Annotated in this window: 19 protein-coding genes; 8 read left to right on the plus strand and 11 right to left on the minus strand. The window is 75.5% G+C overall.

The genetic code is table 11. The features are described from left to right. Nucleotides 1-106: 106 nt before the first annotated feature. From ACIOHG_RS21155 to ACIOHG_RS21175, 5 genes are all read left to right on the plus strand, one after another. On the plus strand, nt 107-1,651 hold the full coding sequence (locus tag ACIOHG_RS21155) for a GMC family oxidoreductase (RefSeq protein ID WP_400952823.1): 1,545 nt from the start codon (nt 107-109) through the stop codon (nt 1,649-1,651). 289 nt (nt 1,652-1,940) lie between these two features. Further along, complete coding sequence (locus ACIOHG_RS21160; RefSeq protein ID WP_400952826.1) at nt 1,941-2,576, plus strand: carboxymuconolactone decarboxylase family protein; 636 nt, start codon at nt 1,941-1,943, stop codon at nt 2,574-2,576. Then, nucleotides 2,573-3,451: an SDR family NAD(P)-dependent oxidoreductase gene (locus ACIOHG_RS21165; protein ID WP_400952828.1), complete on the plus strand. Its 879-nt coding sequence runs from the start codon at nt 2,573-2,575 to the stop codon at nt 3,449-3,451. The genes ACIOHG_RS21160 and ACIOHG_RS21165 overlap by 4 nt, the downstream gene beginning before the upstream one ends. A gap of 245 nt (nt 3,452-3,696) precedes the next feature. Continuing rightward, entirely contained in the window at nt 3,697-4,725 is a 1,029-nt protein-coding gene (locus ACIOHG_RS21170) for a carboxymuconolactone decarboxylase (RefSeq protein ID WP_400952831.1), read from the plus strand. 187 nt (nt 4,726-4,912) lie between these two features. After that, nucleotides 4,913-5,671 carry a helix-turn-helix transcriptional regulator gene (locus ACIOHG_RS21175; protein ID WP_400952833.1) on the plus strand — a complete coding sequence of 253 codons (759 nt, stop codon included), beginning with the start codon at nt 4,913-4,915 and terminating at the stop codon, nt 5,669-5,671. A gap of 64 nt (nt 5,672-5,735) precedes the next feature. Here ACIOHG_RS21175 and ACIOHG_RS21180 read toward each other — a convergent pair whose 3' ends face one another. From ACIOHG_RS21180 to ACIOHG_RS21195, 4 genes are all read right to left on the minus strand, one after another. Then, nucleotides 5,736-6,482 carry a maleylpyruvate isomerase family mycothiol-dependent enzyme gene (locus ACIOHG_RS21180; protein ID WP_400952835.1) on the minus strand — a complete coding sequence of 249 codons (747 nt, stop codon included), beginning with the start codon at nt 6,480-6,482 and terminating at the stop codon, nt 5,736-5,738. 64 nt (nt 6,483-6,546) lie between these two features. After that, nucleotides 6,547-7,584, minus strand: a complete 1,038-nt coding sequence (locus ACIOHG_RS21185) for an SDR family NAD(P)-dependent oxidoreductase (RefSeq protein WP_400952837.1) — start codon at nt 7,582-7,584, stop codon at nt 6,547-6,549. Continuing rightward, nucleotides 7,581-8,870, minus strand: coding sequence for an ABC1 kinase family protein (locus ACIOHG_RS21190; RefSeq protein ID WP_400952839.1), 1,290 nt, complete (start codon nt 8,868-8,870; stop codon nt 7,581-7,583). The genes ACIOHG_RS21185 and ACIOHG_RS21190 overlap by 4 nt, the downstream gene beginning before the upstream one ends. Before the next feature lie 76 nt (nt 8,871-8,946). Then, nucleotides 8,947-9,744: a TIGR03084 family metal-binding protein gene (locus ACIOHG_RS21195; RefSeq protein ID WP_400952842.1), complete on the minus strand. Its 798-nt coding sequence runs from the start codon at nt 9,742-9,744 to the stop codon at nt 8,947-8,949. Nucleotides 9,745-10,143: 399 nt separating this feature from the next. On the opposite strand from ACIOHG_RS21195, the gene ACIOHG_RS21200 reads away from it, so the two are divergent. Next, nucleotides 10,144-10,866, plus strand: a complete 723-nt coding sequence (locus ACIOHG_RS21200) for a helix-turn-helix transcriptional regulator (protein ID WP_400952844.1) — start codon at nt 10,144-10,146, stop codon at nt 10,864-10,866. Nucleotides 10,867-11,163: 297 nt separating this feature from the next. Here ACIOHG_RS21200 and ACIOHG_RS21205 read toward each other — a convergent pair whose 3' ends face one another. Then, nucleotides 11,164-11,811 (minus strand): peroxiredoxin-like family protein, encoded by a 648-nt coding sequence (locus ACIOHG_RS21205; RefSeq protein WP_400952847.1) that lies wholly within the window; start codon nt 11,809-11,811, stop codon nt 11,164-11,166. A gap of 129 nt (nt 11,812-11,940) precedes the next feature. Here ACIOHG_RS21205 and ACIOHG_RS21210 point away from each other — a divergent pair, with 129 nt between their 5' ends. Next, entirely contained in the window at nt 11,941-12,537 is a 597-nt protein-coding gene (locus tag ACIOHG_RS21210) for a TetR/AcrR family transcriptional regulator (RefSeq protein WP_400952849.1), read from the plus strand. Between the two features lie 141 nt (nt 12,538-12,678). After that, entirely contained in the window at nt 12,679-15,534 is a 2,856-nt protein-coding gene (locus ACIOHG_RS21215) for an AfsR/SARP family transcriptional regulator (RefSeq protein WP_400952851.1), read from the plus strand. Between the two features lie 7 nt (nt 15,535-15,541). Here ACIOHG_RS21215 and ACIOHG_RS21220 read toward each other — a convergent pair whose 3' ends face one another. The 6 genes from ACIOHG_RS21220 to ACIOHG_RS21245 form a co-directional block, all read right to left on the minus strand. Beyond that, a complete protein-coding gene (locus tag ACIOHG_RS21220; RefSeq protein WP_400952854.1) occupies nt 15,542-16,654 on the minus strand; it encodes a glutamate--cysteine ligase in 1,113 nt (370 codons plus the stop codon). Between the two features lie 205 nt (nt 16,655-16,859). Beyond that, nucleotides 16,860-17,597, minus strand: a complete 738-nt coding sequence (locus ACIOHG_RS21225) for a methyltransferase (RefSeq protein WP_400952857.1) — start codon at nt 17,595-17,597, stop codon at nt 16,860-16,862. 64 nt (nt 17,598-17,661) lie between these two features. Next, the gene (locus ACIOHG_RS21230) at nt 17,662-19,389 is read right to left on the minus strand and encodes a thiamine pyrophosphate-dependent enzyme (RefSeq protein ID WP_400952859.1); all 1,728 of its coding nucleotides are present in this window, start codon (nt 19,387-19,389) and stop codon (nt 17,662-17,664) included. 38 nt (nt 19,390-19,427) lie between these two features. Then, nucleotides 19,428-21,005, minus strand: coding sequence for an FMN-binding glutamate synthase family protein (locus ACIOHG_RS21235; RefSeq protein WP_400953077.1), 1,578 nt, complete (start codon nt 21,003-21,005; stop codon nt 19,428-19,430). Between the two features lie 46 nt (nt 21,006-21,051). Then, nucleotides 21,052-21,678 (minus strand): cytochrome b/b6 domain-containing protein, encoded by a 627-nt coding sequence (locus tag ACIOHG_RS21240; protein WP_400952862.1) that lies wholly within the window; start codon nt 21,676-21,678, stop codon nt 21,052-21,054. Continuing rightward, nucleotides 21,662-22,381: a molybdopterin-dependent oxidoreductase gene (locus ACIOHG_RS21245; protein ID WP_400952865.1), complete on the minus strand. Its 720-nt coding sequence runs from the start codon at nt 22,379-22,381 to the stop codon at nt 21,662-21,664. The genes ACIOHG_RS21240 and ACIOHG_RS21245 overlap by 17 nt, the downstream gene beginning before the upstream one ends. Nucleotides 22,382-22,481 lie beyond the last annotated feature (100 nt).

Genomic DNA, 22,481 nt, shown 5'->3' on the forward strand with positions numbered 1-22,481 from the left:
CCCGCCGATACCCGTTGGGCAGTCTCGGAGAACACCGGGCGGCGGTCCGCTGCGAAACTCGGCTGAGATCGGCCCCTTCGAATCCCCGTCTGGCGAGGTTCAATCCATGGTGCACACGTATGACGTGATAGTCGTCGGCTCCGGCTCGGCCGGCGCCGCCCTCGCGGCCCGGTTGAGCGAGGACCCCGGCCGTTCCGTACTGCTGGTCGAGGCCGGTCCGGACTTCCCCGACCCGGCCGACGTGCCGCCCGACATCGCCAGCGGCAACGCGATGTCGATGCACCGGCACGACTGGCGCTTCCGCGCCGAGATCATGGACGGTCGGCGGATCATCTTCCCGCGCGGGAAGCTGGCCGGCGGCTCCTCCGCGGTCGGTGCGACCATCGCGCTGCGCGGCGTCCCGGAGAACTTCGACCGCTGGGTGGCGGCGGGCAACCCGGACTGGTCGTACGAGCAGGTGCTGCCGTTCTACCGGCGGCTGGAGCGCGACCTCGACTTCACCGACCGGTACCACGGCAGCGACGGCCCGATCCCGATCCGCCGGTTCCGGCCGGAGGAGATGACGCCGATGCAGCTCGCCTTCACCGAGGCGAGCCTGGCCGCGGGCTTCCCCGAGGTCGCCGACCACAACCACCCCGAGGCGACCGGCATCGGCCCGATCCCGTCCAACCGCCGCGACCCGCGCCACCGGGTCTCCGCCGCGATGGGGTACCTGACGCCCGAGGTGCGCAGCCGCCCCAACCTGGCCGTGCTGGGCGGGGTGCTGGTGCACGAGGTGCTGTTCGACGGCGACCGGGCCACCGGCGTGCTGGCCGCGGCCCCGGGCAGCACCCCCGAGGAGCTCCGGGCGCACAAGGTGGTGCTCTCGGCCGGCGCGGTCAACTCCCCGACCCTGCTGATGCGTTCGGGCATCGGCCCGGCCGAGGACCTGACCCGGTTGGGCATCCGGGTGCGGCTGGACAACCCGGGCGTCGGCGCGCACCTGCAGGACCACCCGCGCACCGGCGTCTTCCTGCGGCCGAAGAACGGCCTGGTCGACTCCGACGTGCCGTTCCTGCAGACCATGGTGCGGACCACCGCCAAGGGCTCGGCCGACTTCAACGACCTGCAGTACTACATGGTCAACCACTTCGACCTGGAGCTGTTCCCCGAGCTCCAGATGCTCGCCCAGGCCCCGATGATCTTCGGCGTGATGGTGGTGGACCAGCAGCCCGAGTCGGTCGGCCGGCTCCGGCTGGCCTCCACCGACCCGGCCGCCGGGCCCGACATCCGGCTGGACTTCCTCTCCACCCCGCGCGACCTGGAGAAACTGGTCGAGGGTGTGCGCACCTGCTGGGAGCTGGCCAACCACCCCGGCATCGCCTCGCAGGGCGACGGGTTCATCGTGCTGAGCGACCGCCTGATCGAGAACGACGCGATGGTCGAACAGTACGTCAGGACCAGCCTGGACAGCGGCTACCACCCGGTCGGCACGGCCCGGATGGGCGCCTTCGCGGACGGGGCGGTGGTCGACCAGCGGCTGCGGGTGCACGGCACCGAGGGTCTGTACCTGGCCGACGCCTCGGTCATGCCGCAGATCGTCAACTGCAACACCAACCTGACCTCCACCATGATCGGCGAGCGGCTGGCCCACTGGCTGCGCGCCGAGTGACCCACCCCTCCCCCCGGCCCGACGGCCGCCCCGGCGCCTCCCCGCGCCCGGGCGGCCGTCGTCGTTCCCACCGTCGTTCCCACCGTCGTCCGCACCCGTTCCGCACCCGTTCCGCCGCCGGCCCGCACCTGCTGCGGCCAGGGCAATCTGGGAGACGAGAGCCCGCGCGCGTTCCTGCCACCATGGGGAAAACCCCGCCGCCGCTCCGCGCCGAAATGCCGTGAATTCCACCGGCGTTCGGGAATTCCGCGGAACGGCCGGCACCGCCGAAAAAGGGAGGGCGTTCCCCATGACCGATCCACACGTGCTGAGCACCGTCCGCGTCCCGCTGGTGGAGGAGGACGCGGCCGAGGGCCGCACGAAGGAGCTGTACGACGCGATCAAGTCGCGGATGGGCATCCCCTTCGTCCCGGACATGTTCCGGCTGGTCTCCAGCCGCCCCGACCTGCTGGAGGTGGTGATCACCGGCTACGGCGGGGTGTTCAACGACGGGGTGCTGCCGCGCGCGACCCGCGAGATGATCTCCGCCTGGAGCTCCAAGGTGAACGGCTGCCCGTACTGCGTGGGCACCCACAACTGGTTCCTGGCCCAGTTCGGCGGCCCGCAGGAGCTGACCGACGCGATCGAGCACTCCCACTCGGTGGAGGAGCTGCCGGTCGACGAGCGCACCAAGGTGCTGATGCGCCTGGTCACCAAGGTCGGCACCGGCGCCTTCCGGATCACCGACGAGGACTGGGCGGCCACCGAGGCGGCCGGCTGGAGCAACGCGGAGATGCTGGAGGCGGTCTTCACCGCCGCCCTGTTCGCCTTCATCAACCGCCTGGTGGACGGCCTGGGCCTGGGCAACTCGGTGACCCGCAGCCGGATCGCCTCCCAGGACGAGGACGCCGCGGTGTCCGCGGAGCGCCTGGCGGAGGGCAGGTGAGCGGGCCGTCCCGGGCGGTCCTGCTGACCGGCGCCTCCTCCAGCACCGGCATGTCCTCCGGCACCGGCCGGGCCGCCGCGCTGCGGCTGCACCGGGCCGGCTGGCCGGTCTACGCCACCGCCCGCAAGCCCGAGGCGCTGGCCGACCTGGCCCGCGAGGGCATCCGGGTGCTCCAGCTCGACGTCAACGACGAGGAGTCGATGACCGCCGCGGTGGAGAAGATCACCGCCGAGCACGGCGCCGTCGGCACCCTGGTCAACAACGCCGCGTACAGCCTCAACGGCACCATCGGGGAGACCCCGATCGACGAGGTGCGCAGCCAGTTCGAGACCAACCTGTTCGGGCTGTGCCGGCTGACCCAGCTGGTGCTGCCCGGGATGCGGGCGCAGGGCGCGGGCCGGGTGGTGATGATGTCCTCGATCTTCGGGCAGTTCGCCACCCCCGGCCGCGGCTACTACCAGGCCACCAAGCACGCCCTGGAGGCCGTCAGCGACTCGCTGCGGCTGGAGGTGGCCCGGGACGGCATCAAGGTGGTGCTGATCGAGCCCTCGCCGGTGCGCGGCGGCTTCGTGCCGATGTCGGTCGCCGACCTCGGCATGACCGGGCAGGAGCGCACCGGCCTGTACGACGAGTTCTGGCGGTACTTCGTCGACTGGCACGGCGCCTACCGGGAGACCGAGCACCCCACCGGCCGGGGCCGGATGGCGGTGCGCGCCGAGACGGTGGCGAAGGTGATCGAGAAGGCCGTCAGCAGCGACAGCCCGCGGATCAGGTACCGGATCGGGGTGCCCTCGCGGCTGCTGCCGCGGATGCGCTGGACGATCGGCGACGCGCTGTTCGAGCGTTTCGTCCGGGCGTTCTTCCCGATCCCCTAGCAGACCCCGGCGGCGGCCGCCATCCTTGCGGTGTGCCCCAACAGGGGTGCACCGCAAGCGGGTTGAGCGTCGCGGACGCGGGTAGAGCGCAACGAGGAAGAAGGAGCGGTCGGCTCCGGATGTCACCATCAGGTGACGTGCCGGAGGAGGACGACCACAAGCCGAGGGGAGGACTCGCGGATGCCCGCGGGTGACGAGGAACGGCCGCACCGGACCGGTACCACGCGCGGACGCCGGGCGGAGCGGTGAGCGGCGGGCGGAGACTCGTCCGGGCCCCGCTCCGGGCCCTGTCGCTGGTCCAGGTCCGGCACGTGGCCACCGTGCCGTTCGGCGCGGCCGCCGGCGACACCGCCCGGGTCTACCGGGAACTCGAACGGGACTTCGGGGTGCTGGCCCCGCCGGTGGCGCTGCACGCGCCCGTCCCGGAGCTGCTCGCCGCGTCCTGGACGCCGCTGCGCGAGACCATGCTGGTCGAGGGGCGGGCGGGCCGGGCCGCGAAGGAGGCCGTGGCGGCGGCCGTCTCGGCGGGCAACACCTGCCCGTTCTGCACCACCGTGCACGGCGGCATGCTCGACTCGCTGTCCCGGCGGCCGGTCGCCCGGCGCCGGGCGGAACCGACCGGTCCGACGGCCGCCCGGCTGACCTCCTGGGTGGCCGGCGGCGGCGCGCCGCCGTTCGGCCCCGAGCTGCTCCCGGAGCTGGCCGGGACGGCGCTGTGCCTGCACTACCTCAACCGGATGGTGAACGTCTTCCTGGGCCCGCGGCCGCTGCCGCCGGGCGCCCCGGCCCGGGCGCTGGGCCCGGTGCTGCGGGTGCTGGTCGGCCTGATGCGCGCCTCCGCCGGGACCGTCGCACCGGGGGCGCCGCTGCTGCCGCCCGCCGCGCTGCCGCCGGACCTCGACTGGGCGGCGGCCGACCCGCGGATCGCCGGGGCGCTGGCCCGCAGCACGGCCGCCGTCGAGCAGGTCGCCGCCGAGCTGGTGCCCGGCCCGGTCCGGGCCGCGGTGGGGGCCGCGATCGACGGCTGGGACGGCGCCGACCCCGGCCTCGGCCGGGCCCGGCTGGACGCGCCGCTGGCCGGACTGGACCCCGGGCAGCGCCCGGCCGGGGAGCTGGCGCTGCTCACCGCGCTGGCCTCCTACCGGGTCGACGAGCGGGTGCTGGCCGCCGCCCGGGCCGCCGGGGCGGGCGACCGGGAGCTGCTGGCGACCACCGCCTGGGCGAGCCAGCGGGCGGCCCGGCGGCGCGTCCGGCAGTTGCTGGACCTCGGCTGAAACGCAGCGGAAAGGCACCGCCGCGCCCCGCCCACAGACATTTCCCCGCTTTTTCGAAGAACGGTGCGGACGAACTCGGGTGCGGCCGTCCAGGCCCACCGACATTTCCCGGAGGATTCCCCCCTCGATTCATCGACGGATTTGGAGAGATGCCGTGCAGATCGCCGTTGAACGTGCGATAGCGACGATGTGGGACAGATACGAGGAACCGCTCTCGCTCGACGAGATCGCGAACACGGCGATCCTCAGCAAGTTCTACTTCTCCCGGGTGTTCCGGAATCTCACCGGCACCTCGCCCGGCCGCTTCCTCTCCGCGGTCCGCCTGCAGCGGGCGAAGAGCCTGCTGCTGGAGACCGACCTGAGCGTCACCGAGATCTCCTACCGGGTCGGCTACAACAGCCTCGGCACCTTCACCAGCCGCTTCACCCGCAGCGTCAGCCTCTCCCCCGCCCGCTACCGGACGCTGGCCCGGGCCGGCCTGGTCGACCGGGACCGCGGCCCCGGCACGCACCCCGTCGACGGCGCCCGCCGCACCTGCCCGGTGCACGGCACCCTCCGGCTGCCGGAGGAGCTGGAGCGGTCGGTGCGGATCTACGTCGGCGCGTTCCGCGAACCGCTGGTGCAGGGGCGCCCGGTGGCCTGCGAGATCCTGGACGGGGCCGGGCGGTTCACCCTGGACGTCCCCGAGGGCACCTGGTTCGTCCGGGCCGCCGTGGTGGCCGCCAGCGACTTCCCGGCCCCGCCGTGGCAGCGGCGGCCGCTGCTGGTCGCCTCCGGCCCCGAGCTGACCGTCCGGCACGGGTACGAGCATCCGCCGGTGCGGCTGGCCGCCCGCCCGCTGACCGCCCTGGACCTGCCGATCCTGCTGGCGCTGCCGGAACTGGACTCCACCGGCGCCACCGGGGACGCCCGGCCGCTGCGGATGCCCGCCCTGACCGGGAGCTGAGGGCCCGTCGGCACACGGGGAGGGGGTGGGGGCGCGTGCGCGCCCCCACCCCCTCCCCGTGTGCTCAGCGGCCGGCCGGCTCCACCTCGGCCCGCGGCGGTGCGAACGGCCCCCAGGTGAAGGCGGGCTCCCACGTCCCGGCCGGGCCGCCGGACCACTCCAGCGCCTCGATCTGGGCCCGGGTCCGACGGCCCGTCAGGGACCGGAACACGTCCAGCGCGGGGCCGCGCAGCACGGCCGCCGGGGCGCCCGCGCCGAGCGTCCAGGACCGTCCGGCGGTCTCGATCCGCAGCGCGGGCAGCCCGGCGCCCGCCAGCGCCTGGCCGAAGCCCATGGTGGACAGGTCCAGCGCGCCCGCGAACGCCGGGTGCCCGGTGGGGTCGGCCGGGCCCCGCCCCGCGGGCCGCAGGTCCAGCTCGTGCGAGAACGCGTCGAGCAGCAGGATGCGCCGGCGCAGCTCCGGGCTGCGCTCCAGGGCGGCGGGCAGCTCGGCGTCCAACTCCGCCCAGCGGTCCAGCAGTTCGGCGAGCGGGGCGGCGGCGACCGGGGCCAGGTCGATCTGGCTGTCCTCCAGTGCCACGAAGGACGCGCAGATGTGCAGCAGGTGCCCGACCAGGTCCCGGGCGCTCCAGTCCGGGCAGGCGGGCACCGGGGCGGCGGCCGGGTCGGGCAGTGCGGCCACCAGGGCGGTGATCGCCGCCCGGCTGCGCCGGTAGGCCGCGAGTTGCTCGGCCGGGTCGTGCGGGGCGGGTGCCGCCGTCGGGGCCTGGGCCTGGGTCGGGGTCTGGATCGGGGTGGGGGCCGCGGTCACGGTGCTCTCCTCCGGGTCCGGGGCGCCGCCGGGCGGCGGCGCGCTGGTGGGCGGTGCCGGGTGGTCACGGGGTGGCCGCGCGGCCGGCCTGACGGCGGGTCAGCAGCCCCGCGCCGTACAGCCAGTGGACGGTTTCGGCCATCGTCCGCCCGGTCGGGCGGGGGTCGGGGCCGTCCGGGTCGGCGGCGACCGGCCGGGCGTGCACGCAGGTGTACGCGGCGCCGTACTCGGCCGGGACGTGCCAGGGCCACCAGCGCTGCAGCAGGTCGGCGAGCCGGGCGGCGGGGAGCATCGCCCGGCCGGGCAGGAAGGCGGCGGGCAGGGCGCGGCCGGTGGCGGTGCGCAGCGCGGCCAGGTAGTCGGCGGTGGTGAGGAAGCGGCCGGGGGTGAAGACCCGGGCGGGGGCGTCGGGGCCGGTGGCGAGGGCGGCCAGCACGGCGGCGGCGTCGCGGACGTCCCCGAGCGGGAAGCCGCCGGTGGGCCAGAGCGGCATCAGGCCGCGCAGGGTGTCGCGCAGCCGCCCGTTCTGGTCGCCGAGCCGGCGGTCGTCCGGGCCGCGGGCGGGGCCGATCAGCGCGGGCGGGTAGGCGATCCGGACCGGGGCGCCGGCGCGCTGGAGCTGCCGGGCGAGCTGCTCCCCGGCGGCCTTGCTGGCCAGGTACGGTTCGGCGGGGCGGCCGACGGCGCTGTCGGGGCGCAGTTCGGGGTCGGTGGCGGGGATCAGCGCGCCGACGGTGGAGACGTGCACGACGGCCCCGGCGCCGGCCCGGACGGCGGCCCGCAGCACGGTCTCGGTGCCCTGCACGTTGGTGCGGGCGATGTCGGCGCGGCGGCGCCGGTCGAAGGAGTACACCGAGCCGAGGTGGACGACGGCGTCGGCGCCCGCGCAGAGCCGGGCGGCCGCGGCGGGGTCGGTGACGTCGCCGGTGACGGTCCGCACGGCGTCCGGGTCGGGGCCGAGCGGGCCGAGCGCGGGCCCGACCCGGGCGGGGTCGCGGACCAGCAGCCGGACCCGGGCCCCGGCGGCGGTGAGCGCGGCGACGGTGTGCGCGCCGAGGAAGCCGGTGCCGCCGGTCACGGCGACCAGGGGTCCGGCGTTCACCGCTGTCCGCCCCGGGCCGCGTCGACCTGGACGTCCTTGGCGAAGGAGGCCATCAGCACGGGGACGGCCTCGGCCTGGAAGTCGACCTCGGAGTCGAACTCCTTGATCATGCCCTCCAGGACGAGCAGCGACAGCAGCGGGAAGGCGAACTCGGCGGCGGCGAACACCCCGAAGTCGCGCTGGAGCTGGAACAGCCTGGGGGCGAACGCGGCGAGTTCGAAGTCCTTGGAGAGCGCGCCGAAGGCTTCGTCGACCAGGGCGGTGACGGCGGTCCGGAAGCCCTCCCGGTCGAGCTCGGCGGGCAGCCGGGCGGCGCTGTCCAGGACGATGTCGGCGCACTTGGGCCCGTTGCCCTGCGCCATGTTGAGGAAGAAGCCGGCGAAGGAGCGGCGGACGGCGTCGGGCAGCTCGACCACGAATCCGGCGTCCAGGACGACCACCTGCCCGTCGGCGTCCAGGCAGAGGTTGCCGGGGTGCAGGTCGCAGTGGACCAGGCCGTCGACGAAGAGCATCCGGTAGACGGCCCGCAGCACGTCGCGGACCACTTCCCGGCGGCGCTCCGGGGTCATGCCGAGCGGGCGGAACCGGGCCAGGCCGGGGACGAACTCCATGGTGAGCACGGTGGGCCCGGACAGGCCGTCGACGGGGGCGGGGATCCGCAGTTCGGTGTGGCCGGCCAGGTTGGCGCGCAGCAGGTGCAGCGCCTCGCGTTCGGCGGTGAAGTCGAGTTGGCGCAGGACGGCGCCGCCGAGCTGGCCGATCATCTCCTCGGCGGGCAGGTCGCGCATCCCGGGCAGCACCCGCCCGGCCCGGGCCCCGGCCAGGGCGAGCCGCAGGTCGGCCTCCAGCACGGGGCGGATGCCGTGCCGCTGGACCTTGACGGCGACCTCGCCGCCGTCGGCGAGCCGGGCCCGGTGGACGCTGGCGATGCTGCCGCAGGCGACCGGTTCCCAGTCGAACTCGGCGTAGGCGTGGGTGAGTCCGGCCTCCGCCAGGGTCCGGGCGACCGCGGCCCGGCCGGGCGGGCGGACGTCGTCGGCGAGTGCGCCGAGCGCGTCGCACCAGTGCGCGGGCAGCAGGTCCCGGCGGGTACTGACGAGCTGTCCGGCCTTGACGAAGAACGGGCCGAGTGCGGTGAGCAGCCGCGGCACCCGCCCGGCCAGCCGGGCCCGGCCACGACGGGTGGCCAGCCCCGGCAGGGCGGCGATCAGGTGTCCGGCAAGGATCGACGCGGTGGCGCAGGCCCGCGCGGCCAGCGTCCACCGACTCGTCCGTCGTTCTGTCACGGCGCCTCCAGTTCCCTCGCGGTGAGAGCGGGCCAGGCAGCCCTGCAGCGAGGTAACCAGCCGCGGCGCGGCCGTTCTATACGCGAGATTGCCCTGTGCGCAGGCCGCCCGGTCCGGGCGGCCCCAGGTAGGTCTGGGCGATGTCCAGCCACCGGTCGGCGGCCGCGCCGGTGGCGGTGAGGGCGAGGTCGGCGCGGTGGCGGCGGCGGGTGACGAGCAGGCAGAAGTCGACGGCGGGGCCGGTGACGCGCTGTTCGGCGTCGGCGGGGCCGAAGTCCCAGCGGACGCCGGAGGGGGCGGTGAGCTCGAACCGGAAGGGCTCGGCGGGGGGTTCCAGGCCGCGGAGGTGGTGGGCGAGGTCCCTGGTGCGGGTGCCGAGGAAGGCGACGTGGCCGAGCCGGTCGGTGTGCTCGGGGGGCAGGCCGAGGGCGTCGCGGACGTCCTGGCCGTGCGCGAACAGCTCCATCAGCCCGGCGGCGGCGAGCACGCTCGCCGGGAGCGGGCCAGCCAGCCAGGGCACCGGTTCGCGCCGGGGCACGGCGGCCAGGGCCTGCTCGGCGGCGGCCCGGTGTGCGGCCCAACGATCCGTCAACTCGCCCTCCGGCAAGGCGAGTTCCTCGTCCAGCAGGGCCGTCATGCCGGCCTCGAAGTCCTTCCGGACGGGGGCGGTCTCGCGCTCGAAGGCGGCCGGGTCGCGCACCGCGAGGCCGACCAGGCGGGCGACCATCGACAGGTGCGCCACCTGGTGCCGGACCGTCCAGCCCGGGGACGGCGTCGGCGCGGACCACCGCCCGGGCGGCAGACCCGCCACCAGCGCGGCGAGTTCCGCGCCTTCCGTCACCAGGTCGACGCAGACGTCCTGCATTGCGGTCATGCCGGCATTCCTTTCCCTCTCCCAGATCCTTCAATCCGGTCCGGCGCCATTTTTCGGGCCGGGATCGCGGGGCCGCTTCTCCGTCCGTGCCCGCCGTATCCGACACTGGACATTCGGGGAGGTATGGGTCGGGCCACCGGGCGGCTGACTTTCGACGCTCGGCGCACACCGCAATCCTGAAGGTGCGAGAGTCACGCGCTGGCAAAACGATGTGTCTGCGTCAAACTCGGCCGCGGAGCGGGGCCGCACCACCCGCCCTCGGCGGGCCTCCGGCCTGCCGTTGCACGGAGAAATGCGAGCGAGAACACCGAACAGCACCACACCCGGCAACACCGACGAGAAAAGGTGGGGAATCACCGGATGTCAGTTTCGGCGGCGGTAGAGCGCAGCATCGACACCATGTGGCAGCATTACGCGAGTCCGCTTTCCCTGGAACAGCTGGCCGACATAGCCTCCTACAGCAAATTCCACTATTCCCGGATGTTCAACGAACTCACCGGCACCTCGCCGGGCCGTTTCCTCACCGCGATCCGGCTGTTCATGGCGAAACGGCACCTGCTGGAGACCGAGGCCAGCGTCACCGACATCACCTACCGGGTGGGCTACAACAGCCTGGGCACCTTCACCAGCCGCTTCACCCGGAGCGTGGGCGTCTCGCCGACCCGCTACCGCGCGCTGGCCCACGGCCACCAGCTGCCCCCGCTGGTCCCCGCGGCCGACCGGACCGGCCACGGCCTGTCCGCCGTCTGCGGGCAGCTCTACTTCCCGTCCCAGGCCGTCGGTCCGGTGCGGGTCTACGTGGGCGCGTTCAACACCCCGATCGTGGAGGGCCATCCGCAGGCCTTCGACGTGCTGGACGAGGCCCGGCCGTTCCGGCTGACCGTGCCGGACGGGCTGTGGTTCATCCGGGCCGCCGCGGTGGACCTGGACGACTGCGCCTCCAGATCGCCGATCCGCCCGCCGAGACTCGTGGGCTCGGGCTGGGCGGTCCGGGCCCGTGGCGGCCGCGTCTACAGCACCGACGTCCAGCTCCGCGAGGTGACGCCGCTCGACCTGCCGATCCTGCTGGCGCTCCCGGAACTCGACGGTGCCCGACGCACGACAAAGATTGCGTTCCACTAGAAATCCTCCGGAGCGGGTCCAATACCGCCCACACCGCACGTCCGCCGTCCGGTCCACCCGCCGGACCCGAGCGGAATACCCCACCACGATTTCCACCCCCCTCCGGAATGCCGCGGACACGCTCCGTCCCCCCGCCCGCCGACCGCCCCGCCGGCCGCCCGACGGGCTTTCCCGACCGTCCCGGGAAGCCGTGGATCGTGGACGGTGCGCCGCCGGAGCCCGCCGCCGACCGCCCACCCCGCCGGTCGGCGGCGGGCCCGACGACCCGTCGGCCCGCGAGCCGGTCAGCCGAGCCGGTCAGCCGAGCCGGTCGAGCGCCGCGAGGACGTCGGCCGGCTCGGCGCGCACGGTGTGGTCGGTGTCGACGAAGGCCCAGCGGACCGTCCCCGACCGGTCGATGACGTAGGTCGCCGGGACCGGCAGGGTCCGCGGGCGGGCGCCGTTGGAGCGCTCCAGGTCGATGCCGGCGGCGGCGTAGACGGCGGCGAGGTCGTCCGGCAGGTCGAAGGCCAGGCCGTACTGCTCGGCGACGGCGCACCCCGGGTCGCTCAGCACCGGGAAGGCCAGCTCGTTCTTCTCGGCCGAGGTCAGTGACTCGTCCGGGAGTTGGGGCGAGACGGCGACCAGCCGGGCGCCCCGGGCGAGGACCGCCGCGTGGTGCTGCTGCAGGGAGCGCAGGGCGATGTTGCAGTAGGGGCACCAGGCGCCCCGGTAGAAGGTCAGCACCACCGGGCCGTCCGCGAGCAGCTCGGCCAGCTCGACGGTGCCCCCGGCGGCCGCGCGCAGCGCGAAGCCGGGCGCCCGGTCTCCGACGGCCAGGGCCCGGCCCACCAGGCCGGAGCCGGCCAGCTCCCGGGCCGCGCGCTCCATCACCGCGCGGGCCGGTTCGGGGATCTGCTGGCGGCGCAGGTCGTAGAAGGCGCGCAGCTCGGCGTTGACGCTCATGTGGGTCCTCCCGCAGTCGTGCCGGATTCTTCCTGGAACGGTCGTTCCAAGATTGTGGCAGCACCCCTCCCCCGGTCAAGGAGGCGCCGGATATCGTGGAACTGCCGTTTCAGGACAGGGAGGTGGCGCATGGCCGATATCAAGCACTTCGATCCGGACACCGTGCTGGACACCGTGGTGCTGCTGTTCTGGCAGCGCGGCACCGCCGACACCGGCATCCGGGACGTCGTCGCCGCCACCGGGCTCAGCCGCTCCAGCCTGTACGCGACCTTCGGCGGCAAGCGGGAACTCCACCTCGCCGCCCTCGAACGCTACGCCGAGCACCGCTCCCGCCCCCCGCTCGACCGCCTCGCCGCCGACGACCGCGGCCTGCCCGCCGTCGAGGAGTTCTTCACCCGGCTCGTCGAAACCCGCTGCACCGGCGCCCAGGCGGGCTGGGGCTGCCTGGTCTCCAACACCCACACCGCCCCCGGCCCCGCCGACCCCGCCGTGCGCGCCCTCCTCGACCGCCAGCACGAACGCCTGCGCACCGCCCTGCACACCGCCCTGCGCACCGCCCGGCAACGGCGGCAGCTCGCTCCGGACACCGACCCGGACGCCGCCGCCGAACTCCTCGCCCTGCTCACCCACGGCATCAACCTCCGCTCCCGCGCCGGAGCGGACCCCGCCCGGCTCCGGGCCGTCGCCACCACCGCGCTCGACGCGCTGACCCCCCGGCCGGCCTGACCCGCCGTCACCGCGCCGCCCCTCCCCCTGCGCCGCCCTTCCCGCCCCCGACCTCGCGGAACGCGGGCGGGACCGGCCTCCCGGGGGCCGGGGGCGGCGAACTACTATGCCGTCAACAGTCCGTCCTGAGCTGGGGAGACCATGCCCGTCGCGTTCGGAGTCCTCGGTCCGCTGACCGTCCACGACGGCACGGAGCCGCGCCCGATCACCAGCCCCACCCACCGGCTGCTCCTCACCCGCCTGCTGCTCGACCCGAACCGCCCCGTGGGCGTGGACGCGCTGACCGCCGCCCTCTGGGGCGAGCGGCCGCCGCGCACCGCGCTCGCCTCGCTGCACAACCACGTCGCCCGGCTGCGCCGCGCCCTCGGCCCCCGGCTGGAGGACCGGCTGGCCTCGGCCGACTCCGGGTACCTGCTGCGGGTGGCGGCCGGGGAGTCCGACCTCGACCTCTTCGCCGAACACCTGGCCCGGGCCCGGACGGCGCGGGACGCGCAGGACTGGCCCGCCGTCGGCGAAGCGACGGCGGCGGCCCTGGCGCTGTGGCGCGGCGGCCCGCCCGCCGACTCGACGGCGGTCGACCCGGCCGAGGCGACCCGGCTGGCCGAGCTGCGGCTGCAGGCCCTGGAGTGGCACTTCGACGCCGAGCTCGCGCTCGGTCGGCACTCCGGCCTGGCCGCCGAACTGACCCTGCTGGTGGCCGAGTTCCCGCTCCGGGAGTCCTTCCACCGGCAGCTGATGCTGGCGCTGTGGCACGGCGGCCGGCGGGCCGACGCGCTCGCGGTGTACCGGGCGCTGCGCACCACCCTGGTCGAGGAGTTCGGACTGGAGCCGGACACCGCCGTCCGGCAGACCCACCAGCGCATCCTGGCCGACGCGCCGCGCCCGGCGGAGCCCCCCACCCCTGCCCCCGCCCCCGCCCCTGCTCCTGCCCCCGTCGCGTCCCAGGAGCCGCCCCCCGCCCGGCCGTTGCCCCGGGCGCCCGACCAACTGCCCGCCGCGCCGGGTGACTTCACCGGTCGGCAGGGCGAACTGGACGCGCTGGCGCTGTACCTGCGCCCGGGCGAGCCGGACGGCCCGGCCCGGGTGGTGCTGGTCACCGGGATGGGCGGGGTCGGCAAGACCTCGCTGGTGGTGCACGGGGCGCGCGCCGTCCGGGCCGACTTCCCGGACGGCCTGCTCTACGCCGACCTGCGGGGCTTCGGCCTGTCCGAGGCGCGGGCGCCGCACGAGCTGCTGGGCCGGTTCCTGACCGACCTGGGCGTGCCGGGGCAGGCGGTGCCCGCCGACACCGACGACCGGGCCGCGCTGTACCGGTCGCTGCTGGCCGAGCGGCGGGTGCTGGTGGTGCTGGACAACGCCCGGGACGGCCGCCAGCTCACCCCGCTGCTGCCCGGCAGCGGCCGCTCCGCCGTGGTGGCGACGAGCCGGCACCGGCTCGCGGGGGTGACCTGCTCGACCCGCATCCCGCTGGGGCCGCTGAGCGCCCGGGAGCAGCACGAGCTGCTGACCGCGATCTGCGGCCCGGAGCGGGTCGCGGCGGAGCCGACGGCGGCCGCGCAGGTGATGGCGGCCTGCGCGGGCCTGCCGCTGGCGCTGCGGATCGCGGGCAGCCGGCTGGCGCACCGCCCGGCCTGGCGGCTCTCCGAGCTGGCCCGGCGGCTCGGCCGCACGGAGCGGCTGGAGGCGCTGGCGGTGGACCACCTGGCGGTCCGGGAGGCGTTCTCGTTCAGCTACGCCTCGCTGCTGACCGGCGGGCGCCCGCTGGAGCGGACGGCGGCCCGGGCGTTCCGGCTGCTGGGCCTGTGGCCGTCCCACCCGCACTCGGCGGAGTCGGTGGCGGCGCTGCTCGGCACGGGGGCGGGCGAGGCGCTGGACGTGCTGGACGTGCTGGTCGACGCGCACCTGCTGGACGTCCCGGCGCCCGGCCGGTACCGCTTCCACGACCTGCTGGGCGAGTTCGCGGCCGAGCGGGTCCGGGAGGAGGACTCGGAGCAGGAGCGCGAGGAGGCGCTGCTGCGCCTGCTGGCCTGGTACGCGGCGGCCGTGTCGGCGGCCAACGCGGCGATCGCCCCGCTGGCGCTGCCGATCCCGCCGGTGGAGCGGACGGGGCCGCACTGGGACCGGTTCGTCCTGCCCGAGCACGCCGACGAGGACGCCGCGCTGGAGTGGTGCGGCGAGGAGCTGCCGGCGATCCGCGAGGCGGTCCGCCGGGCCGGCGCGCTGGGGCGGCCCGACCTGGCCTGGCGGACGGCGGCGGCGCTGTTCGGCTACGGCCTGACGTACTGGTGGAACGGCGAGTGGATGCGCTGCCTGCGGGAGGCGCTGGCCTTCGCCGAGAACGCGGACGACCTGCGCGGCCTGGGCTGGCTGCACGGCCGGCTGGGGGTGGCGCACGGACTGAAGGACGAGAACGACAAGGCCGTCGCGCACATGCACCGGTCGTACGAGTGCCTGGAGGCCGTGGGGGACCTGCCCGCGCTGCGGATCGCGACGGCCAACCTGGGCAGCGCCTACACCCAGGCGGGCGCCCTCGAACAGGCCGCCGACTGGGGCAACCGGGCGCTGGAACTGGAGCGGCAGCTCACCGACGAACTGGACGCCTCCCACCTGGTGCACCTCGGCGACCTGTGCCACATACGGGGGGAGTTCGAGGAGGCGGAGGCCGCCTACCGCGGGGCGGTCGCCCAGTGGCGTGCGCTGGGGTCCCGCTCCCAGCTCTCCCTCGCGCTCTCCAACCTGGGGGACACCCTGCGGCTGCGGGGCCGGACCGACGAGGCACTGGAGGTCCTGCGGGAGTCGTTGGCGATCCGCCGCAGCCTCGGCAGCGCCGGCAACACCGTCGACACCCTGCACAACCTGGCCCTCGCCCACTACGACCGGGGCGAGTACGAACCGGCCCGCCTCCACTGGTCGGAGGCGATCGAGCTGGCCCGCCGACACGGCCTGGACCACTTCGCCCGCCGGAGCGAACTGCGGCTGTCCCGGCTCGCCCCGTAGCCGAGGGTCACGGGGCCGTGCCGTCCGGCGCCGGGGCCACCAGCTCGACGAGTGCGGCGCGGCCGCCGCGGCGCAGGGCGCGGCGCTGCCGGACGGCGCCGTTGCCGTCGGTGCGCAGGCGGGCGAGGGCGGGTTCGACCCACGGGGCGTCACCGGCCCGGCGGAGCGCGGGGGCGAGGGCGTCCAGGACGTGGTCGAGGACCTCGGCCGCGGGGGCGGTCCTCCCGGTCAGCGGGTCGTGGAGTCGTTCGGCGCAGCCGTGGCGGGCGGCCTGCCAGACCGCGGCGGACAGGTGCTCGGGGTGGTGGGCGGCACCGGCGGCGCGGCCGGGGCCGGGCTCGGGGCCGGCGAGGAGGGTGGCGGCGACCGCCCGGACCAGGCCGGCCAGCATCACCGCCTCCTCGGCGCGGAGCTGGACGTCCATCGCCCGGACCTCCACGGTGGGGTAGCGCTCGGAGAGCCTGGCCTGCCAGTAGAGCTGGCCGAGGTCGCCGATCAGCCCGCCGTCGACGAGGGCCCGGATGCGGCGGTCGTAGTCGGCGGCGCCGTCGAACTCGGGCGGGACGCCGCCGACCGGCCAGCGGCCGAAGACGACCGTGCGCCAGCTCGCGAAGCCGGTGTCGACGCCGTGCCACAGCGGCGAGTTGGCGGACAGCGCGACCAGCAGCGGCAGCCAGGGGCGCAGGCCGTTGAGGACGGCGACGCCGGCGGCGCGGTCGGGGACGCCGACGTGCACGTGCATGCCGTTGATCAGCTGTTCGTCCGTCAGCTGCGGGGCGTGGGCGCGGATCGCCCGGTACCGGGGGTCGTCGCTGACCGGGACCGGCAGGCGGTCGGTGAACGGCGCGGCGCCGACGGGCGCGAGCCGGCAGCCGTGTTCGGCGGCGGCCTCCGCGAGGGCGCGCCGCAGCCGTTCCAGGTGCTCGGCGGCCTCCTCCAGGGTCCGGCAGACCGGGGTGGCGATCTCCAGCTGGGCCTGGAGGAGTTCGGGCTGCACCTCGGCCCCGTCGACCGCGGGGTGCTGCTGCGCCGTCCGCCGCACCTGCTCGGCCCGGGCCACCGGGACGCCGGTGGCGGCGTCCAGCAGCAGGTACTCCTCTTCCACTCCCACGGTCACCATGGGCGGCGGCTACCCCGGAAGGTCCGCCGCAAGCACGGCCGGACACCGGAACGGGCGGCGGCAGCACCGCCCACCGCGCGTCGGCGTCCGTCCGCGGCACGTACCCCGGCGCCGCCGTCCGGAACGCGACCGCGCGCGGCACGTCCGCGACGCCCGGCACCACCGAACCCGTCGTCAGCGTCCGTCGATGCTCGCAGGGGCGGGCTCAGCCGGCCGGGCGCCGGGCCGCGAGCAGGTCGGGGTGCGGCGCCGGGACGAACTCCAGCCCGGCCGCCGCGGCCTCCGCCGCCAGGGCGGCGGGCCGGGCGGGCCACATCGGGAAGCTCTCGCGGGCCTCCCGGACGGTCTGCCCGGCGCGCTCCACCCGGTAGTCGAAGACCATCCGGAGCAGCCCCCGGTCGGGCACCCGGGTGACCTCCGCCAGGTAGTCGTCCGGCCCGACCCGGACCGGCCCGAGGCCGCCCAACCGCTCGGCGGCGTCCGGGAGTGCCGGTGGCGGTGGGTCGAAGAGCAGCAGTCCGCCGGGGGCCAGGGCCCGGGCGGCGGCCCGCCACAGGGCGCGGCGGGCGGCCGGTTCGACGCAGCCGACCACGTTGGCGGCGACGGCGAGATCGGCGACGGCGTCCAGCCCGGCGTCCTCGGCCCGGCCCGGATGGACCGTCAGCCGGGCCCGGCGGTCGGCGCCCAGCGCCGCGACCCGGCTCATCAGCACCGTCCGCATCGCCGGGGCGGGTTCCACCGCGTGCACCGGCACGGCCGAGCGGGCCAGCAGCACCCCGGTGACCAGGCCGGTCCCGGCGCCGAACTCGACGATGCCCGTCCGGGCCCGCCCGGCCGCGGCGGCGAACCAGCGCTCGGCCCGCCGCCGGTCGGGTTCGGCCTGCAGCAGGTCGTAGAACTCGGCGCTGACGGCGTAGTCCGCGTTCTCCTCGACGGTGTTCACCCCTCCCACCCTGCCGCATCCGGCCGGCGGGGCGCCGGGCCGCCGCGCCGGGTCGTGCGCCGGGTCATCCGCCGTGGCTCTGCAGGGTCTCCTTGAGCTTGGCGATGGCGAAGCCCCAGCCCTGCTGGACGGTGGGCTCGGCGGGGACGGCGATCTCCTGGGGGTTGGTGAGGACGTCCAGCAGGACCGGGCCGGGGGTGTCGAAGGCCTCGCGGACGGCGTCGTGCAGCCGGGCGGGGTCGGTGACCCGGATGCCGGTGAGGCCGAGGGCCTCGGCGACGGCCGCGAAGTCGGGGTTGTCGAGTTCGGTGCCGAACTCGGGGAGGCCGGACTGCTCCTGTTCGAGCTTGACCATGCCGAGCCGGCGGTTGTCGAAGACCACCAGTTTGACCGGGAGCCGGTGGGTCCTGATCGTCATCAGGTCGCCGAGCAGCATGCTGAGCCCGCCGTCGCCGCAGAACGCCACCACCTGCCGTTCGGGGTGCAGGAGTTGGGCGCCGAGGGCCTGCGGCATGGCGTTGGCCATCGAGCCGAGGTTGTAGGAGCCGAGCAGGCGGCGGGTGCCGCGCATGGTGACGAAGCGGGACAGCCAGACGGTGGCCATGCCGGTGTCGGAGGTGAAGATCGCGTCGTCGGCCGCGCAGGCGTCGACGGCGGCGGCCAGCGCCTCGGGGCGGATGTCGTGGTCGCGGTTGTCGAGGGCGCTGCGCAGCCGGCCCAGCAGCCGGTGGTCGTGCCGGGGGTCGGCGAGTTTGCGCTGCCCGCGCTGCCACTCCTCGAACAGGTCGCGGGCCCGGTCCAGGTGGCCGCGGTCGGCGGCGGCGTCCAGGTGCGGCAGCAGGGCGCGCAGGGTGGCGGCGGTGTCGCCGGCCAGGCCGACGTCGACGGGGGTGCGGCGGCCGAGGTGGCGCTCGTCCAGGTCGATCTGGACGGTGCGGCGGCCCTCGGGGTACCAGTCGCGGTAGGGGAAGTCGGTGCCGAGCAGCAGCAGGGTGTCGCAGGCGTCCAGGGCGTGCGCGGCGGCGGGGTTGCCGATCAGGCCGGTCTGGCCGACCTGGTGCGGGTTGTCGTGCTCGAAGCCCTCCTTGGCCTTGAGGGTGAGCACCATGGGCGCGGCGAGGCGTTCGGCGAGTTCGAGCACCTCGGCGCGGGCGTGCCGGGCGCCGCGGCCGACCAGCAGGGTGACCCGTTCCCCGGCGTTGAGCAGTTCGGCGGCGGCCCGCAGGCCCTGGTCGTCGGGCCGGGTGACGGCGCGGGCGCGCGGGAAGCGCGCGGGGCGGTCGTCGGGCACCTCGCGGTCGCCGAGGTCGCCGGGGACGGTCAGCACGGCGACGCCGCGTTCGGCGAGCGCGGCCCGGACGGCGGCCTCCAGCAGCCGGGGCAGCTGCTCGGGGGCGGTGACGGTGGCCCGGTACACGGCGACGTCGCGGAACAGCAGGTCGTTGTCGACCTCCTGGAAGTAGTCGCCGCCGATCTCCGCCGAGGGGACCTGCCCGGCGATGGCGAGCACGGGGGTGCGGGACTTCGCGGCGTCGTAGAGGCCGTTGAGCAGGTGCACCGAGCCGGGGCCGACGGTGCCCATGCAGACGCCGAGCCGGTCGGAGAGCTGGGACTGCGCCCCGGCGGCGAAGGCCGCCGCCTCCTCGTGCCGGCAGCCGATCCAGTCGACCCCCTCGGTGGTGCGGATGGCGTCGGTGAGCGGGTTGAGGGCGTCGCCGACGACGCCGAAGACCTGGCGGACGCCCAGCTCCTGGAGGGCGTCGACGATGACCCGGGCGACGGTGCGTGCCACGGAAGGCTCCTTCGTTCGTCTCTGGGGGGAATCCGGCGTCAGACGGTGAAGCGGTCGGGGTCGGCCTCGTGCCAGTCCCGGGCCCACTCCTCGGGCGCCCGGTCGAGCAGTTGGCCGGGCTCCAGCCACTGGTGCAGGTCCGCGTAGGAGCGGACGGTCTGCGGGTCGATCCGGCGGTTCAGCAGGTGCGGGCGCAGGTCGGCGGGGTCGTCGACGCCCATCGCGGCCATCAGCTGCAGGGCGCTGCGGACGGTGGCCTCCTGGTAGCGCCGGACGCGTTCGGCCTTGTCGGCGACGTGCAGGGCACGGACCCGGCGCGGGTCCTGGGTGGCGACGCCGACGGGGCAGGTGTTGGTGTGGCAGCGCTGGGCCTGGATGCAGCCGAGCGCGAACATCATGGCCCGGGCCGCGTTGGTGTAGTCGGCGCCCTGGATCAGGCGTTTGACCAGGTCGCTGCCGGTGGCGACCTTGCCGCTGGCGCCGATCTTGATCCGGTCCCGCAGGCCGGTGCCGACCAGCGCGTTGTGGACGGTGATCAGGCCCTCGGTGAGCGGCAGGCCCATGTGGTCGGCGAACTCCATCGGCGCGGCGCCGGTGCCGCCCTCGGCGCCGTCGACGATCAGGAAGTCGGGGGTGGTGCCCTCCTCGGCCATCGCCTTGCAGAGGGCGAGGAACTGGCGGCGGGAGCCGACGCAGAGCTTGGCGCCGACCGGCTTGCCGCCGGCCAGTTCGCGCATCCGGGCCAGGAAGCGGACCAGTTCGCGGGGCGTGTCGAAGACCCGGTGGTAGGGCGGCGAGATCACCGTCTCGCCCTGCGGGACGCCGCGCACCTCGGCGATCTCGGCGTTCACCTTGGCGCCGGGCAGCACGCCGCCGATGCCGGGCTTGGCGCCCTGGCCGAGCTTCAGCGAGACGCACTTGACCTGCGGGTGCGCGGCCTTCGCGGCGAACTGCCCGGGGTCGAAGCCGCCGTCGTCGGTGCGGCAGCCGAAGTAGCCGGTGCCGATCTCCCAGACCAGGTCGCCGCCGGGCCGCAGGTGGTACTCCGAGAGGCCGCCCTCGCCGGTGTCGTGGGCGAAGCCGCCGCGCTCGGCGCCGGTGTTGAGGGCGAGCACGGCGTTGGCGGAGAGCGAGCCGAAGCTCATCGCGGAGACGTTCAGCAGCGCCATGTCGTAGGGCTGCGCGCAGTCGGGCCCGCCGATCCGCACCCGGGGCGCGCGGTCGGGCACGGCCACCGGGGCGAGCGAGGGCACCAGGAACTCCCGGCCGAGCTCGTACAGATCGAGCTCGGTGCCGAACGGCTCCTCGGCGTCGGTGCCCTTGGCCCGCTGGTAGACGATGCTGCGGGTGTCCCGGTCGAACGGGCGGCCGTCCACGTTGCGTTCGACGAAGTACTGCTGGACCTCCGGCCGGATGTCCTCCAGCAGGAACCGCAGGTGGCCGATGACCGGGTAGTTGCGCAGCACCGAGTGCCGCCGCTGCACCAGGTCGGCCACTGCCAGCACGGCCAGGGCCAGCAACGGCCCGGCCGCGCACCACCACCACGGCGACAGCGCCGCCACCACGACGGCCGCCGCCGCCACCGCCCAGAGCAGGGCCACGCACAGGAATCTCAGCACGGGCTCGCGTCTAACCCGGATCGCCGGGCCCGAACCAGGCGGTTCAGCGCGGCCCGGGCTCCTCCGGCCAGTCGGGGTGCTCGCGGGCGGCCCAGGCCCGGTCGACGGTGCCGGTGCGCATGCCGCGGCGGGCCTCGGGGTCCTGGTACGCCATCCGCAGGTGCCCGGTCGTCACCACGGCGACGGCGAGCGCGAACCAGTCGTGGACGAAGGTCGCGCCAGTGCGCCACACGGCGGGGGCGAGGCCGGTGAACCACATCAGCAGGCCGGTGCCGAGCATGACGAGCATCGCGCCGAGGGTCCACTGCGCGTACAGCTTCTGCCCGGCGTTGAACTTCCCGGCCGGGCGGTGCGCGCCCCGCCGCCGGACGGAGCGCAGCCAGGCCCGGTCGGCGGCGGTGAAGCGGCCGAGCCGGCGGCTGTCGCGGCGCATCGCCCGGGAGGCCAGCGCGAGCAGGTACGGGACGGGCAGCAGCAGCCCGCACCACTCGTGCACCCCGGCCACCAGCCGCCGCCGGCCGACCAGTTGGGCCAGCGGCGGCAGGTAGAGGCAGGCCGCGGTCGCCAGGCAGGCGAGCATCAGCGCGGCGGTGCCCCGGTGGGCCCAGCGCTGCGCGGCCGTGAAGCGGGGGCGCCGCTCGGACGGCCGGGGCTCAGACGGTCGGCGCATCGTCGCGTCCGTTCGACCGGCCGACCCAGGCGTCCACGTCGTAGCCGAGCCGTTCCCAGTAGCCCGGGCGGACGGCGTCGGTGACGGTGATCGAGGACAGCCACTTGGCGGACTTGTAGAAGTACATCGGGGCGACGTACAGCCGCACCGGCCCGCCGTGCGCGTGCCCGATCGGGGTGTCCTGCATCCGCAGCGCCACCAGGACGTCCCGGCGCCGGGCCTGGTCCAGCGTCAGGCTCTCGGTGTAGGCGCCGTCGAAGCAGCCGAAGCTGACGGCCCGGCCCTCCGGCCGGACCCCGGCGGCGTCCAGCAGGTCGGCCAGCGGCACGCCCTCGAACGGGGTCCCGGGGACCCGCCAGCCGGTGACGCACTGGACGTCGTGGACGATCCGGCGCTGCGGCAGGGCCCGCAGGTCGGCCAGCCGCAGGGTGGTGGGCCGCTCCACCAGGCCGTCCACGGTGAGGGTGTAGTCCGCCTCACCCCGTTCGGGGACCGAGGAGGTCACCGAGTAGTAGCGGAACCCCCCGCCGGGCAGCAGCCCGCTCAGCCCCGTCGGGTCGTTGCGCGCCACCGTCTCCTGCGCCCGCTGCAACCACGGCCCGGCCGCCACCCCGGCGGCGCCGAGCCCCAGCAGCCCCAGCACCACCCGGCGGCCCACCGGCGTGCCGTGCCGTTCCTCGTCGCTGTCGCTCCGCTCGTCCACGGGACGATTCGACCAGACCGCACCGCCGCTGCCCAGGGGCGGGGGCCGGACGTCAGACTTCCGTCATGCCTCCGACCGCTGCGCGCGATTGGCCGGGCCG

The organism is Kitasatospora sp. NPDC088134, assembly GCF_044741705.1.
Taxonomy (GTDB): Bacteria; Actinomycetota; Actinomycetes; order Streptomycetales; family Streptomycetaceae; genus Kitasatospora.

Excerpts from the sequence above, each read along its gene's own strand:
- ACIOHG_RS21155 (WP_400952823.1), top strand. The coding sequence starts at position 107 with ATGGTGCACACGTATGACGTGATAGTCGTCGGCTCCGGCTCGGCCGGC.
- ACIOHG_RS21160 (WP_400952826.1), top strand. The coding sequence starts at position 1,941 with ATGACCGATCCACACGTGCTGAGCACCGTCCGCGTCCCGCTGGTGGAG.
- ACIOHG_RS21175 (WP_400952833.1), top strand. The coding sequence starts at position 4,913 with ATGTGGGACAGATACGAGGAACCGCTCTCGCTCGACGAGATCGCGAAC.
- ACIOHG_RS21195 (WP_400952842.1), bottom strand. The coding sequence starts at position 9,744 with ATGACCGCAATGCAGGACGTCTGCGTCGACCTGGTGACGGAAGGCGCG.
- ACIOHG_RS21200 (WP_400952844.1), top strand. The coding sequence starts at position 10,144 with ATGTGGCAGCATTACGCGAGTCCGCTTTCCCTGGAACAGCTGGCCGAC.
- ACIOHG_RS21205 (WP_400952847.1), bottom strand. The coding sequence starts at position 11,811 with ATGAGCGTCAACGCCGAGCTGCGCGCCTTCTACGACCTGCGCCGCCAG.
- ACIOHG_RS21210 (WP_400952849.1), top strand. The coding sequence starts at position 11,941 with ATGGCCGATATCAAGCACTTCGATCCGGACACCGTGCTGGACACCGTG.
- ACIOHG_RS21215 (WP_400952851.1), top strand. The coding sequence starts at position 12,679 with ATGCCCGTCGCGTTCGGAGTCCTCGGTCCGCTGACCGTCCACGACGGC.
- ACIOHG_RS21220 (WP_400952854.1), bottom strand. The coding sequence starts at position 16,654 with ATGGTGACCGTGGGAGTGGAAGAGGAGTACCTGCTGCTGGACGCCGCC.
- ACIOHG_RS21240 (WP_400952862.1), bottom strand. The coding sequence starts at position 21,678 with ATGCGCCGACCGTCTGAGCCCCGGCCGTCCGAGCGGCGCCCCCGCTTC.